The organism is Chryseobacterium subflavum (assembly GCF_055762745.1).
In genome coordinates this window covers 445,091-459,978 of record NZ_JBVTMR010000001.1, presented here as the reverse complement: position 1 = coordinate 459,978, position 14,888 = coordinate 445,091, and the positions used below count along the sequence as shown (strand labels likewise).

Genomic DNA, 14,888 nt, shown 5'->3' with positions numbered 1-14,888 from the left:
AATTATTAATGTATTCATGTATTGATGTAAAATGTATTCATGATTATCTAAGCTGCCTTTTTTATTGTTGTCATTTCGAATGAAACAAAGTGTAATGAGAAATCTTTTTAAATAATTATATTAATGTATATTAAATTACATATTCCTCCTGCATTTATTAAAAGAATACAATTTCTCAGCTGACCTCCAAAATCATTATACATGAATACTTTTTACATTGTACAACTTTTTTAACATTCAAAATTAAAAAGTTTTCGTCATATCGGCTGGAATAATCAAATTAAAATCTGTTGGGATATATTCTTTCCCGGGAACTTTCAATTCAGGATCGTCCGATTCAAAAACTGAGATCACCGCCATTTTAAGATTGGGGTTCTTTTGTTTAACATACCAATAGGTTCCACCGAATTCCTTGCTATGATAATTACCATTGTAATGGATAAAAGTTTTACCGGGCTGAATATTTTTGAGGATGGATTCTGCCATCGTAGCATCTTTGGTTGCCTGAGCTGAAATGAAGTTCATCACTTTTGTTCCTTCTGCATGGTCTCCCATCATTTTTTTCATTTCAGGATATCCAGGTGTATCCAAGCTCACTTTGATAGGCAACTGGGCAATGTATGTTTTTTCTTTGGCAGACAATTTATTCAAAGATTCCAGGCCTTCTTTTGCTGTCTGGGAAGCGTACCTTCTGGGAATATTTGTTGCAATGAAACCTAGCTTTTTTTCTTTAGCAAAGTCAACCAGTGGCTTATAGTCCGTTGCATAATTATTCCACAAGCGTGCAGAGTCCTTTAGTGTTTTGGCATCGAATTTCCCATTTAAATAATCATTTAACTGAGCTTGATTATCTCTCTCGAACATTTCCGCTCCTAAAATAATCTGTCCGTTTTTCTTCTGGTATAATGCTTCGGTTACTTTCAGCTGAAGCCAATGATTGATAGAGCTGTTGTGATTCTCACCAAAAAAAATAACATCATAATTGGCAAGTTCTTTCACCAAACGCTCTGTTTCTATTTCTTTTCCTTCTTTATCATAAAACCGATAAGCTCTGAAATTTTGGGCATTTAATGCACAAAACATAATCAGTAATATTGATACGAAAATATTTTTCATTGTAATTATTTTTGGTTAAGGGTGAAAGGACTTAAAGGCTGGATCGCTGAACTATTTAATCGCAAATGAGCCTTTTTACTATCATCTTTTTGCCTTTCAATCCTTTTGCAATTTAGTCTTTTTGCGATTTAACACCTAAAAAAAGACCGCTCTGATCTTAAAAACAAAACGGTCCAAATCAAATCATCTAACTATTACTTTTCTAATTCTGCTACAAGGTCTTTCCACTCTTGCAGTTCAGGAATTCCAGGTTTTCTTTTTCCAAAAAACTGGACGATAAAATCACCTTCCTTATTGAAAATTTCAATCGCCGTTACTTCACCGTCTTCAGTTGGCTTTTTTACGATCCATGCTTCTTCAATCTTGGTAACATCCAGATGCAGGTTAAAATCAGGATCCATTACGTTGAACCATTGCTGGTGCCAAAGCGTCTTTTTCACATGACCGGTATGGATCTGAATAATTCCTCTGTTTCCAACGAAAACCATAATCGGAACATTCTTCTCGGAAGCATCCTCCAGGACGTTTACCACTTTAGCATTATCTATTTTCTTCGCATAACCTTCCGGAGCCAGTCTTAGAGCCTGAGTTCTGCTCACTCCGAATTTTCTTGTCATCATGAAAAAATCATGGGTATCTTTCAATTCAACCCATGCTTTTTTGAAAGCTTCGGCATCAATTTCAGAATCCGGTTTTTCTGCCGGTTTCGGAGCAATAGCTTCGAAAGAGAACACTCCGTTCTGATCTTCGGCCTTATATTTTTCAACGATTGCATCAAAAGCCTTTTCGTTGCTATCTTTTGTCAGGTAGATCTTGTGAAGAGCTAAACCGTCTTTTCCGAAAAACTGAAGGCTTTTTTTATCTCCTTCCACAACTGCAAAAGCAAACTTCCAGGAGTTCAGGAAGATCCTGAGATCAATATCTTCTCCCACGAAAAGCTGTGCATGAGGGCTGCTGAAGTCACCGTTCTGGTAAATTCCTTTTCTCTCGTGTACACATTCGTCATTACGGGTAAGAGCCATCACCTTACCCAATTGCTCAACATCAGTTAAAATATTTTGAAATTCCGGTTTCAGAACGGTTACCCCTTCACCGATATTAGTCACTAATAGATCAGCTTCGCTTACACCTAACTGTAAAGCTGCATTTCTTATTCTTAAATGTGGATTTTCTTCTTTTAGAGCGTCCCACTTTTCTCTTAATTCGTTAACTAATGTGCTCATTTTATTTATTTTTTTATGGTTAAAACTGTATAAATTCTATGTATGGTTTCAGCTCCGGACTTACTTGGGATATCCTCCTCTTTCTCCGAAATTTTCATTCTTTTGAAATGGCTCCTTGAGATAAGTTCTTCCATTTCATTATTGCTGTACATGGTAAAGTTGTATTCTGTAAACGGTAAGGTTTCCATGAATCTTCGCTGCCCGAAGGTGAGTACGAAAGTCCCGTCATCCTTCAAAACCCTGTAAATTTCATTCAGGAATGCCACCGGCTCTTCCCAGAAATAAACCGTATTAACAGTGAAAACCTTATCAAAAACCCTATCTTCAAAAGGGAGCTTTTGTCCCTCGTACAATATAAAATCCGCCTGACCTTCAAAGTCTTTATTTATTTTCCGGGCCTCATTATACATTGTTTCGGAAATGTCAACCCCTGTATATTTCAGATTTTGAGCTCTACTCAGGATATTTTTCAGATGCCCCGCATTTCCGTGTCCTATTTCAAGGATAGATTCATTATCTTCTATCAAAAGTGTTTTGATGCTTTCCAAAGTCATGCTGATATTGGTTGCATTCATCATCTCGCCTATCTCAATGCCTTTTTCTCCCTGTGGATTGGCTAAGTTTTGAGCGAGTATTTTAAGTTCATCTCTTTCCATGGTTATCCAAAAATGATCATTGGGTTATTAGTAATAGGATGCTCGCAGATGGTACAGGGAAAGTTGTATGCCTTAGTTATATTTTCGGCAGTAAAAACTTCCTGTGGTGTTCCATAAGCTGAAACCCTTCCCGATTTCATGAGTAATATCTTATCGGCGTACTGAGCGGCCAGATTTAAATCATGTAAAACCACAACAGCACTGTTTGCTTGTTTTGTAAAACTCTTCATGATCTCCAATGCCTTGTATTGATGTTTAACATCAAGGTTATTGAGTGGTTCATCAAGGAACAGTAGTTTGTGGGCAATATCATTCTGTAGCTGTGCCAGTACCCGTGAAAGATGTACTCTCTGCTTTTCCCCTCCGGACAGGGTATTGTATTCACGGTCTTTCAGATGAAAAACATCTGTTTCATACATCATATTGTTCATGGCTTCCAGATCCTCTTTTCTCGGCTGCGCATCAAAATAGGGATAACGCCCCATCATGACAACATCTTTTACTTCCAAAGGAATATCATTGCTGTTGTGCTGGGAGAATTTAGCCTTATGCCTGGAAAGCTCAACCACATTCCACTCGTTAACAGGTTTGTTTTTAAACAAAACTTTTTGCTTTCTGGATTTCACCTCGTTGGCCAGAACACTTAATAAACTTGATTTTCCAGCTCCATTGGGTCCTACAATAGCTAAAAACTCACCATATTCCAATGATACGTCCACTCCATCCAGAATATGAAATTCTTTGTGTTTATAGCTGATCTGATGCGCCTTTATCATTAGAGTGATTTTTTAAATTTAATTAAAATGGCTATAAAAATCGGCCCTCCCATTAATGCCGTGAGGATACCTATTGGCAATTCCGAAGGCTCCACAATACTTCTGCTGAATGTATCGCCGGTCAACAGCAAAATACTTCCGCAAACAGCAGACAATGGTAATATAAAGGTATAATCCGATTTGAACAAAAGCCTTAAAATATAAGGTACAATAAGACCTACAAAACCAATCGTTCCCGAAAATGCCACCGAAGTTCCCACCATTAATGCTACGACAATAATGATTTCTTTTTTAAGTTTTTCTACATTGATCCCTAAGTGCTGTGCGTCTTTTTCACCCAACATCATGGCATTCAATGCTTTTCCTTTTGGGATTAAAACGATATATGAGATAATCAAAACAATGACTAAAACAATATTTTTTGTCCAGGTGGCTGCAGCCAAGCTCCCAAGATTCCAGAAAGTAAGATCTCTCAATTGTTCATCTTTTGAAATGTAGATCAGAAACCCGGTAATTGAAAAGCCAATTGCCGTAATAGCTACACCGGTTAGCAACATCATTACCACGTTTGTTTTACCTCCGCTGGTAGAAATCCTGTATACCAGCATCATAGATAGAAAAGCCCCGATAAAAGCAGAAATACCCACCAGTGAAAATTGTACTACCTCAGGAAGATACTGTTTGAAATGTCCTCCTAAAACAATAGCAATGGCTGCAAGTAATGTTGCTCCCGAAGTAAGTCCTATTAGATCCCCCGTCGCCAAAGGATTCTTAAAAAGTCCCTGCAATCCTGTTCCGGACACCGCCAGCATGCTTCCAATTAAGATTGCCATAACGATTCTCGCAGCACGGACATCCCATATCACGTATGTATCGCTAGGCGATATATTTCCATTTCCTTTTACAACCTCCCACAAAACTTTATACGGAGAAGCTCCGTTAAAATTATAAACTCCTGTACTAAGCGACCATACCGCTATGATAGCAAGCAGTATGGTACTTATAGATAGATAAAAGTATAGTTTACTTTGTGTTTTCAATTAATAACTTATTTAATCCTACTGCAGCCTCTCCTAATCTTGGTCCGAATCCTGAAACAAGTCCTCCGTCCATAGCAATGATCTTTTTATTCTTGCCGGCATTTGTTTGAGAAACACCTGGCATTTTAAGCGCTCCTTCGTTTCCTCCTGCACCCTGTAAGCCTGATGAGAAAAAGAATAATACATCCGGATTCGCTTTTACTACAGCCTCAGGGGTCAGCGGTTTGAAATCTTCAAATTCCGTAACTGCATTTTGTCCGCCTGCAAGACCGATCAAAGCATCCATTGGTGTCTTCGTACCGGAAACCATCAGCATATTTCCTCTTGCATAAATAAACAGTACTTTAGGTTTTTTAGCAATCGGCTGAACCTGTTTCAGATCCGCATCGATTTTATCATTCAGTTTCTGATAATCTGTGTTGCCAATAGCTTTTGCTACCTGCTCAATTAATTTTTTAGTTCCTTCCACTGAATATTCCTGTTTGAAGATTTCAGTTTTTATCCCTGAAGACTTTATTTTTCCTAATAGCTCAGGGTTTATATCTTTATCAGACGCTAAAATTAATGTAGGATTTACGGCCATAATCGGCTCAATGGTCATTGATCTTACATGTCCCAGATCTTTAGCTGTTGCTTTTAAAGTTTCAGGATAGGTACTGGTAACATCAGTTCCTACAATTTCTTTTTCATGACCTAAAGCACTCACTATTTCTGTGATGCCACCATTTAAGGTCACAATTTTATTATTCGTTTTCGGCGTTTGTGAGGTATTTGTTTCTGCTGTATTTTCCTGTTTTGCGCTTTCGGCTTTTTTGCAGGAAGCTACTGCTAGAAGGATTGATGCTACTAAAATTATCTTTTTCATGATATATTATTTATTGATTTATTATAAAGGTTCAAATTCAAAACTGGCATGCCCCCGATTTCCCTGAGGATCTTTCATTTTATTAAATCTAAGCTTGAAGTAAAAGCCCTCAGCATCTTTTAATACAAAGAAACGGTCAGCGTACACGAATGCTCCCGGCACTTCGCTTGTTCCGGTAGTCGTTCTCCATTTATCCCCAATTGCTCTTTGATCAGTAGATACAAGCTTCGCCTGATCTACATTGCTTAACTTAAATGAGTTATAGGCCTGATCCAGGTTTCCGGAAGCCGTTACCTGATACGCACTCACTCCACTGGCCGTATTGGTGATTATGAAATCAGCATAAAAATAGCTTCCTGCGCTATTTCCCGGACCCATAAAAACTTCATTGGTAAATGTGGTAAAGGCTAAATCCCAATTCTTTTTCTTTGGCTGGATTGTAGCCGGAGCACCCGTTTTAAGATTGAAGAAATTAAAATTGTATTCTGTATCTTTTGTTATCATATACTCCTGGTAGGTAGTTGCATTGATGTCGGCATATCTTAATTTATATCCGTTAGGAGCTCTTAAAATCTGAATTTTTTTCCATCCTCTGGGATCGGATGATAGTGAAACAGATCCTGCAGCAATATTAGAGTTTGGATCTGCTAAATTTCGTCCCAGGTTAACCAAATAAACAGGATTGTCAGAATCGTTCTCTTTGATAGGCTCTATCGCTGAAGACTGGTTTAAAAAATTACCATCAGGATTATCCACATACTTCATATTAGCAGCATCAAATGTACCTACCTGAACTTTTTCTTTCAGATCGGCTACATCAGATTCTTTTACAGTATTGATGTTCGTAGCATTAGGAATTTTCGCAACAGCCATTGCAATAGACCCGTTTAAAATTACCCTATATTCATCTCCTGTATAAAATCCAAGATCCCAGTCTGTCCTTTTATTGATCGTATGATTTTTTGCATCACTTAAGTCGATCCAAACCTGATTGGCTTCTGTGGGTCCGCCTACATCGGCGCTTACTTCAGAACCTGTCATCTTGGGAACCTGAACAGGATCTTCATCAGCTGAAAGACAAGACTGTACAGCAGCAATAATGAATAGAAATGAAAATATCTTTAAATACTTCATGATATATTTTTTTTAGAATTGATACATTAATCTTGCGAAATAGCTTCTTCCATAGTACAAATTCAGACGGTCAGATCCTGCAGTATGTGCATTTCCTCCGTTTGCAGTGGAATTAATGGTAGTAACATCAAAAATGTTTTTAACTCCTGCAGAAAGTTCAAGCTGATTTTTCCAGAATGGCTGGCTTACAATAAAATCCATCATGTGGAATCCATCATTTTTCCCTAAGCGGAATGCATTACCTTCTAATACATACAGCCTTGACGGCCCCGTATACTTATAATAAAGATTAAAAGCAGTTCCTGCATTTTTTAGTTTATAGGAAACATTAGCTCCTGTCTGAAAATTATACTGAAAGTCCGTTGGTGAGGCAATATCCATATCTTGTTTTGACACAGAAATACCATTTAGGGAAGTCCTTACTCCTAAAGTAAACTGGTCTTTGACAATATTGGCATTGGCACCAAACAAAAGACTTCTGTACGTATCTATGTTCATGTACTTATAAGTGGAGGGTCTTTTAATCATAACCATTTCAATTTTATCTTTCAGATCAACGTACAGAGCTTCCAGATTGTAATTGAATTTCCATCCATTTCCTATGGTGAAGCCCTGATCCCAGAATGCACCGACAGAATATCCTTTTTCAGGAGTAAGATCAGGATTTCCCTGAATGTCGTGATTTACGTTAACGAAATAAGTGAACATTTCATCATAGGTAGGATAGCGATTGGCTGTTCCGAAAATACCTCTTAGATTGGAATTTTCAGATGTTTTCAGCCTTGCAGACACCGAATAGTTGAATTGATTATCAAATTTGTTGCTGAGCGATAATCTTGCTCCGGGTCTTACTGAGAATTTATCCGAAACATTCCACTCTGCAGAAATAAAGTTGCCATAGGTAAAAATCTTTCTTCTGATATTTTGCCCGTCAAAATCCCCTGCAATTAATGCAGCATACCCATTGGTATGGTCTAATTCGTAGCCTAACTGGAAGTCAAATTTCTTGTTATCGAGAAAATTACTGAACATTCCTCTTGAATAAAATACATCGGTCTTGTAATAAGATCTTTCATCATAATGGGTATCTTTAGCTCTGTTGGGTATATCATATACATAATCAAAGTACTTCCGATCCTGATTCTGATAAGAGAAATCTCCCGTGTAGCGGATCTGGCCCAGGTTGGTCTGAATATTCAACTGATGAAGCCAACGCTCTGTATTATATTCTCTGTCTGTACTTGTATAGGTTACACCACCCTGCCCGTCATTAAGTGAAATTCTGTCAACTTTAGGATTATAAAAATTAAATTTTTCGCTTAAGTAAGATATTTTATAGAAAACTGAAGTTTTATTCTTGTTGTACTTGATCAATCCAGTTGCTTCATACTGATCTTTTGGATTCCATTCATAACCTCGTTTATTATCTTGTCCGAAATACTTATATCCTTCACTATTTCCCTGATATCCCATAAATTGATTATGGTTAAAACTTATATTGGTAAACCAGTGATCGTTAAAGTTGTAACCTACATTCACATTCTGAATATGTCTGCCTTTCCCTCTTTTCCTTAAATCATAGCCATCCCTCACCGTTTCCTCCTGTAGTGCCGCTCTTATACTTAATTTTTTATGACTGCTTTTTTTAGTGATGATATTAATAACGCCTGCCAGTGCACCATTACCATATTCCACGCCCATGCTTCCTTTTACAACTTCAATCCTCTCAATATTACTTAAACTGATCTTCGTAAGGTCTATATTACTTCCTAAACCCGTATCTCCTACAACCGGAATATTATCTATCAAAATTTTGACATAGCTCCCGCCTAATCCTATGATATTAGCAGTTGAATTTCCGGAATTGGTATCTGGAGTGATTTGTATGTTAAGTGTTTGGTTAAGAACGTCAGCAGCGTTGGTCGCCGCCATATTTTTTATCTGTTCAGCATCGATAACTTCAACTTTATAAATCGATTTATTGATCGATTGCTGCATATACTGTCCTGTGATAACAACTTCTTCAATTTTTTTCTGATTAAGAGAATCTTTTTCCTGTGCATTCATCCAAAAGACTATGGATAATGAGAGTATAGAAAGCACCTTCTTCTTCATAGACACAAATTTTCGACAAATATAATGCTTTATTTAGAACAGATAAAAATAATTTATTACTTTTGTCGAATAATTCTAAATAAAAATAATATTATGAATCTAAAATTACTTTCTGGAGTTTTAATGTTTTCTGCGATTGCAATTAATGCTCAGTTACCAACAATAAATGAGAATTTTGATAATTTCACTTCAGGCAGCACAACTTTCCCCCAAAACGGATGGACTGCTAAACTAGCGCCCAATCCGATGCCCTTTCCCCCAGCGCCGTTAATGATCGTTACAACTGATGCAAACAAGGCTGTTCAGGCTTACTCGGGAAACAATACAAGCGAGCCTTCGTATTTAATTACCCCTCAGATTGTTGCTCCTGCAGGAGATAAATCGTTATCATTTACTACCAGCTTAGTATCTCCTTCGCCTGGTCCGGGCAGTATTCAAATTGGGCTGGCTTCCAATCCAACAGATATGTCTACATTTACACCTGTTGGAAATCCTGTAACGTTATCAACCGTAGGTACTAATGTGAATGTGAATGTAAATATTCCTGCATCCACTTCTACCTACATTGTTTTCAAATTTACACCAACAGCAAGCCACGTGGCGATCCAAATTGATAATGTGGTCTATAATACTACATCAAGTCTGGCTGTATCTGACCCTATCAAATCAAAAGATGCTATCCAATTTGCTGTTAACCCAGAAAACACAGCATTGCAATTTGTAACAAAAAAAGATCTTAAAAATATTGGGGTTTATTCTTCAGCGGGTCAAAAAGTAGCTGAAGGAAAGTTAAATAATCAAAGATTCGATATCAGCACATTACAAACAGGTATCTATTACATTGTTATTGAAACAAAAGACGGCTCAGTCACAAAATCAAAATTCATCAAAAAATAAGATCTATTAGATATTAACTTATGTTTTGTTAAGGCTGGCTTTTTGAAGTCAGCCTTTTATGTTCAAAATCCATGAAAGGGTCTACTGTCACGCTAAAGTTTAAAAAAAATTAATCTTAAAACACGACAAAAGTCATGTTTTTATTTAGAATCATTAAAAATAAATATATAATTTTGTAGAATAATTCTAAATAACTAACAATAAGAGATGAGAACAAAACTACTTTTGACTTCAATGCTTGCACTGGCTGTACATCAAACAGTATTAGCCCAAACAGATGTTAATGGGTATACAACGGTCAATTTAACCACTGGTCCCAACTATCAAAACCGGGTATTCTTTGACTTCAGTACAAATAATATTATTTCGCAACCTGCAGATTCATGGGATATTGCATTTTTTAGAAATTCAAGTATGAGTTTTGGAACAAGAATCAATGACGCCCAAAATATAGAGGTTTACCAGGCCTCTGCAGTACCAGCGGATTGGGATAATATTAACATCGCCAATATAGCATCATGGGGATCTCCATTATATAATCCGGACCAGACGACTTCTCTTCAGGAAGGAGCATTTGAGCAAGGTTCAGCTACGTACGGATGGGGAGACTATAACGGAGGGACCCATCATATCGATGGAAAAGTAATTTTTGTTTTAAAATACCTTTCTAGCAATACTTATGTAAAATTTATGATTACCGATTACTTCGGTGGTTATACTTTTAAGTATTCTAAATGGAACGGATCATCGTGGGAAGCAACGCAAACCAAAACAATTGCGAACGGAACAGATGATGCCTACTTTAATTATTTCTCATTTACTACGGGAGACAAAGTAGCTAATCTTGAACCACCAAAGGCAAACTGGGATTTGATGTTTACAAGATATTGGACATTCTATATGAATATTATGATGTACAGAATGTCTGGAGTTATTCAGAGTCCTACTACTAAGGTTGCAAAAGTTCAACCGGAAACACAGGAAGTTGCAACTTCAAACATTCCAGTATCCACCGCTTTTTCCTCGAATATTACATCAATCGGCCATTCATGGAAGCCAACATCCGGGATTTATAATGATGTTGTTTACTATGTAAAACAAGGTTCGGAATATTACAGAATGTATTTTACTTCTAACGGTGGAGCGTCTACAGGAAATATGTATTTTAAATATAAAAATATCAGCTCAACTTTAGGAATCAAAGAGGTTGGCACCAAAGCTTCCTTTGGATTGTATCCTAATCCTACAACAGCTGATAAAAAAGTGACCGTACTTTTTGATGTAAAAGAAAAGGCAAACAATAAAGGAAGTGTAGAAGTATATGATCTTTCAGGAAAACAAGTCTATAAATCAGAGCTTACCAATCAAACCGGTTTCTATAAGCAAGACCTTAATTTATCTATGCTTCCTTCAGGAACCTATCTTGTTAAAATAACTTATGGTGGAAATAGTGAAACCAAAAAGTTAATCGTAAAATAAAAATCTTAAATTTTAATACTTTCTATTTTTTCTAATAAAAGGCTGTCTACAATGGTAAACAGCCTTTTAACATTGGGTTTGTTAATAGATTTTAAATCCTTTGTATACTTCCGTTGAGCTTTCCATCATTCTGGAAGAATCCTTACGGAAATTGAGAAGATGATCCTGCCCCAGATGATTATTATGGTGTTCTGATGTTTCCCATAATTCTATCAGAAAAAAAGTTCCTTTATTATCCTTATCTTCAATAAGGTCGTACTGCAGGCAGCCTTCTTCTTTTCTTGTTTCTCTTACCAGGGTCTGAAACAATTCTACCGCTTCCATCAAGTAATTTTCATTAAACTTAAAAAGCGCAACAATATGTAAATTCATATGCTATTTATTATGCTGTAAAAGTAAAATATTTTCAAAACTGAAAATCGTTTTGACCCTTTTATTTTTCCACAATAATCGTACTATTTGAAAATGGATTTGTATATGGTTATCAGACTCATTACAATAACCAGACTTCCTATGAATAAAAACATCTTTTTCACCGGTAATCTGGCAGTGAGCATTGCTGAAAACGGCGCTGTTATAATTCCTCCGATCAAAAGACCCAGAATAATATTCCAATGCTGAATTCCCAGGGTAAAAAAGAAGGTTATTGCGGCAGTTATGGTTAAAATAAACTTGGCTACAGTAGAACTTCCTACTGCAAATCTGGGAGTAAAAGCATTCTTAATTAAAGTCCCTGTAACCAAAGGGCCCCATCCTCCCCCTGCAAAAGAATCTATGAACCCTCCGATCAGCCCCAGGCTTGTGAGATTCGTTTTTCTTTTCAGGGCTTTATTTTGTTTAGGCTTAAAGGCGTTGGATAAGATTTGAAAACCAAGATATAAAGTATAAAATGCAATAATAGTTTTGGTAATTTTAGAATAGTATTCTCCGAGATATGTAAGAGATAATGCACCGATGATGGCTCCTATAACCGCCGGAATAGATAGTTTTCTAACCAATGTCTTGCTTACATTCTTCAATTTGATATGACTGATGCTTCCCGCAGCAGTTGTAAAGCTTTCAGCAGAATGAATACTTGCACTTACGATATGGGGCGGAATATTAAGAAAGAGAAGTGTTGTTGTACAAATCACACCATAACCCATTCCCATTGATCCGGCAACAATTTCTGCAAAAACCCCCACCAACAACATCCAGTAAAATATATAATTGTCTTTTGCGAGGATATGGGTCAGTTCATCAAGATACCCCATGCTGTACATGGAAAAAACAACAATAACCAATATAGCAACCGTTACCAGTAATACATTCAACCTTACCTGCATTTTTCTTGAGATGACCATTCTATACAAGTATTAGTTTAACAACACTTTCAGGTAAGAACATATTTTTGGTAAGCTGGCCTCTGCATTCCTTCTGCAAAAGCCACATTAGTGTATCTGCAACATTTTTTGAAATCATAGTTTGTTCATTTGGCATCCTGCAAATATCAAACAAAATAATTATCCTACCAAAAAAGTAGACTAACAATTCAAAAAAAAGGACCCGATCAGTCGATCAGATCCATTAATGTTTTTTCTTCTAAAATTTTAAGCGAAGCATCCCGAACCTCAATGAGGACATCGTGCAAACCACAATGATCTTCGTTGCAATCGTCACATTTTTCATAAAAATTAAGACTTACACAAGGAAGCATTGCAATAGGACCATTAACCAGGCGAATGATCTTCGCCAGTTTTACATCGGCAGGATTTTCTTTAAAGAAGTATCCACCACCCTTGCCTTTCTTGCTATCAAGGATATCAGATTTCTTGAGTTCAAGCAGAATATTTTCCAGAAATTTAAGCGGAATCTTCTTATGTTCCGCAATTTCAGAAATAAGGGTTGGCCCTTCATTTCTTTTTTCTACAAGATATGAAAGTGCCTTAAAAGCATATTGAGATTTTTTTGACAGCATTACAGCAAATTTAAGAAAATAGTTTCATATGTGGGAAGTCGTGAAATTGCTAATTTACCGAATGGTGAAATCATCTAATTGTGAAGCTGTTGGAATAGAAAATAGCAAAATCACTGAGGTGCAAGATTGCTTTTAAATAGCTCTTTTTTTCTTTTATCAAACTCTAAGATTTCAATCTTTACTATATCTTTCTCCATCCTTAAGGCGTTTTTATCGATTAAGTGAATTCACAATTTTACCAATAAGTAACTCCGCTTTTTCGCCTTTTCCTCTCTTCCCCCTCCCTTTTCCTCATAATTCATTAAATTTGCGGTATGTTCAGTAAACAAGAAGCACAGCAACTAAAGAAAGAATTTTGGACCGCCTTTGGGAAATCTTTTCCAAGAAAATGGATATTGTACGATACCAAGATCAAAGATTTTTCTTTCAAATTCCAGGCGGATAATAAAAAAGCCGAAGTATCCTTGGATATTGAAATGAAGGATGAGATTTTCAGAAATGCGTATTATGAAAAGATATGGTCTTTGGAGGACATTCTAAAAGATTATGTGGGAGATTTTAATAAAGATGAGTTTTTTACACTGGAAAACGGAAAAGTTATCAGTAAGATCTGGATTGAAAAGCATCATGTTTCAATTTTCAATAAAAATACGTGGAGCGAAATATTTGAATTTTTTGTCGAAAAAATGGATGGCTTTGAAAGGTTCTACTATGAATATGAAGATTTTATCAAAGACGTGTAAATAATGACCATCATTCTTGAGTATTTATCCGGTTATTTCTTGGAATACTCCATATTCTTGTGGAGATATTCTTTGAACAAATAATTTATGGCGTTATAAAATACCTATATCGAAAGATTAAGAATATTCTTAAACTATTCTGATGAGCAACCCTGACAGCTGATAAATTATTTACCTTGCTATTTCTCTTAGAGAATTTCCTGATAATTTAGCTTTTGCTCTAAGTTGGGAAGCTTCTCTTTTTTTTTTCCTCCATTCCCATGGAGAAATTGTTTCACTTCCGGACCATAATCCTAATTTAAGACTTCTGGCTTTTGATTCAAGTACTCCAAGGTTTTCATTATTGGAGTATTGGTAATACCACCATCCCAATCCTTTTTTTATAATCTCTTCGGACAGGTACTGATCTTTATCGAAATATACTTTGGCAATGATGCGTCCGTACCGGTCAGAAGTGGTTTTATAGTATAGGATCTCTTTTCCAAATACCAGATCACTTGTCAGTTGTTTGGCGTTTTTTCCAAATGGCTGACCTTTCTCAGGGCAATCTACCTCAGCAAGACGTAATGTGGTCTGGTTATTATTTTTATCAAGAACCAGGATCGTATCACCGTCCTTAATACCGATTACTTTTGCTTTGATTTGCGCCAAAACTAACCCTGAAGTCCCTATCAATAGTACAAAAAACATCTTCCCCAGCCTTTTCATGTATTTTTCTTCTTTAGTATAAACAAAATTCGCGAGGCAATTTTAGCTATTTTAAACATAATATCGTTTACTTTTCTCTGAATATTATCCACAAATTGTTTATTGTTCAGGAAATTCCTTTATAAATAATTGTACAGCAAACCATAATAGCTTTAAAAGTATTTTTTGCCAAAAGGCAA

Annotated in this window: 15 protein-coding genes; 3 read left to right on the top strand and 12 right to left on the bottom strand. The window is 36.3% G+C overall.

What is annotated here, in order from left to right:
* Positions 1-243: 243 nt before the first annotated feature.
* The 8 genes from AC0INN_RS02050 to AC0INN_RS02015 all read right to left on the bottom strand — a co-directional run bounded on the left by AC0INN_RS02050 (position 244) and on the right by AC0INN_RS02015 (position 8,925).
* Complete coding sequence (locus tag AC0INN_RS02050; RefSeq protein WP_306611475.1) at positions 244-1,116, bottom strand: ChaN family lipoprotein; 873 nt, start codon at positions 1,114-1,116, stop codon at positions 244-246.
* A gap of 194 nt (positions 1,117-1,310) precedes the next feature.
* On the bottom strand, positions 1,311-2,339 hold the full coding sequence (locus AC0INN_RS02045) for a hemin-degrading factor (protein WP_273647449.1): 1,029 nt from the start codon (positions 2,337-2,339) through the stop codon (positions 1,311-1,313).
* 5 nt (positions 2,340-2,344) lie between these two features.
* The gene (locus AC0INN_RS02040) at positions 2,345-2,995 is read right to left on the bottom strand and encodes a class I SAM-dependent methyltransferase (RefSeq protein WP_273647448.1); all 651 of its coding nucleotides are present in this window, start codon (positions 2,993-2,995) and stop codon (positions 2,345-2,347) included.
* Positions 2,996-2,997: 2 nt separating this feature from the next.
* Entirely contained in the window at positions 2,998-3,771 is a 774-nt protein-coding gene (locus AC0INN_RS02035) for a heme ABC transporter ATP-binding protein (RefSeq protein ID WP_273647447.1), read from the bottom strand.
* A complete protein-coding gene (locus tag AC0INN_RS02030; RefSeq protein ID WP_172277579.1) occupies positions 3,771-4,811 on the bottom strand; it encodes a FecCD family ABC transporter permease in 1,041 nt (346 codons plus the stop codon). Before AC0INN_RS02030 ends, AC0INN_RS02035 begins: the two co-directional genes overlap by 1 nt.
* Positions 4,795-5,676, bottom strand: a complete 882-nt coding sequence (locus AC0INN_RS02025) for a heme/hemin ABC transporter substrate-binding protein (RefSeq protein ID WP_273647446.1) — start codon at positions 5,674-5,676, stop codon at positions 4,795-4,797. Before AC0INN_RS02025 ends, AC0INN_RS02030 begins: the two co-directional genes overlap by 17 nt.
* Before the next feature lie 21 nt (positions 5,677-5,697).
* The gene (locus tag AC0INN_RS02020; protein WP_273647445.1) at positions 5,698-6,810 is read right to left on the bottom strand and encodes an HmuY family protein; all 1,113 of its coding nucleotides are present in this window, start codon (positions 6,808-6,810) and stop codon (positions 5,698-5,700) included.
* 12 nt (positions 6,811-6,822) lie between these two features.
* Positions 6,823-8,925 (bottom strand): TonB-dependent receptor plug domain-containing protein, encoded by a 2,103-nt coding sequence (locus tag AC0INN_RS02015; protein WP_306611467.1) that lies wholly within the window; start codon positions 8,923-8,925, stop codon positions 6,823-6,825.
* 93 nt (positions 8,926-9,018) lie between these two features.
* Here AC0INN_RS02015 and AC0INN_RS02010 point away from each other — a divergent pair, with 93 nt between their 5' ends.
* On the top strand, positions 9,019-9,822 hold the full coding sequence (locus AC0INN_RS02010; protein ID WP_306611465.1) for a T9SS-dependent choice-of-anchor J family protein: 804 nt from the start codon (positions 9,019-9,021) through the stop codon (positions 9,820-9,822).
* 207 nt (positions 9,823-10,029) lie between these two features.
* Positions 10,030-11,301 carry a T9SS type A sorting domain-containing protein gene (locus AC0INN_RS02005; protein ID WP_306611463.1) on the top strand — a complete coding sequence of 424 codons (1,272 nt, stop codon included), beginning with the start codon at positions 10,030-10,032 and terminating at the stop codon, positions 11,299-11,301.
* 81 nt (positions 11,302-11,382) lie between these two features.
* On the opposite strand, the gene AC0INN_RS02000 is transcribed toward AC0INN_RS02005, so the two are convergent.
* From AC0INN_RS02000 to AC0INN_RS01990, 3 genes are all read right to left on the bottom strand, one after another.
* On the bottom strand, positions 11,383-11,673 hold the full coding sequence (locus AC0INN_RS02000) for a putative quinol monooxygenase (protein ID WP_306611461.1): 291 nt from the start codon (positions 11,671-11,673) through the stop codon (positions 11,383-11,385).
* A gap of 83 nt (positions 11,674-11,756) precedes the next feature.
* Positions 11,757-12,644 carry a sulfite exporter TauE/SafE family protein gene (locus AC0INN_RS01995; RefSeq protein WP_273647440.1) on the bottom strand — a complete coding sequence of 296 codons (888 nt, stop codon included), beginning with the start codon at positions 12,642-12,644 and terminating at the stop codon, positions 11,757-11,759.
* A 206-nt stretch (positions 12,645-12,850) separates the two neighbouring features.
* A complete protein-coding gene (locus AC0INN_RS01990) occupies positions 12,851-13,258 on the bottom strand; it encodes an RrF2 family transcriptional regulator (RefSeq protein ID WP_172277557.1) in 408 nt (135 codons plus the stop codon).
* Positions 13,259-13,572: 314 nt separating this feature from the next.
* Between AC0INN_RS01990 and AC0INN_RS01985 the strand changes: the two genes are divergently transcribed.
* On the top strand, positions 13,573-14,001 hold the full coding sequence (locus AC0INN_RS01985; RefSeq protein WP_306611457.1) for a DUF4268 domain-containing protein: 429 nt from the start codon (positions 13,573-13,575) through the stop codon (positions 13,999-14,001).
* Positions 14,002-14,172: 171 nt separating this feature from the next.
* Here AC0INN_RS01985 and AC0INN_RS01980 read toward each other — a convergent pair whose 3' ends face one another.
* Positions 14,173-14,691 (bottom strand): thermonuclease family protein, encoded by a 519-nt coding sequence (locus tag AC0INN_RS01980; RefSeq protein ID WP_273647438.1) that lies wholly within the window; start codon positions 14,689-14,691, stop codon positions 14,173-14,175.
* Positions 14,692-14,888: the final 197 nt, after the last annotated feature.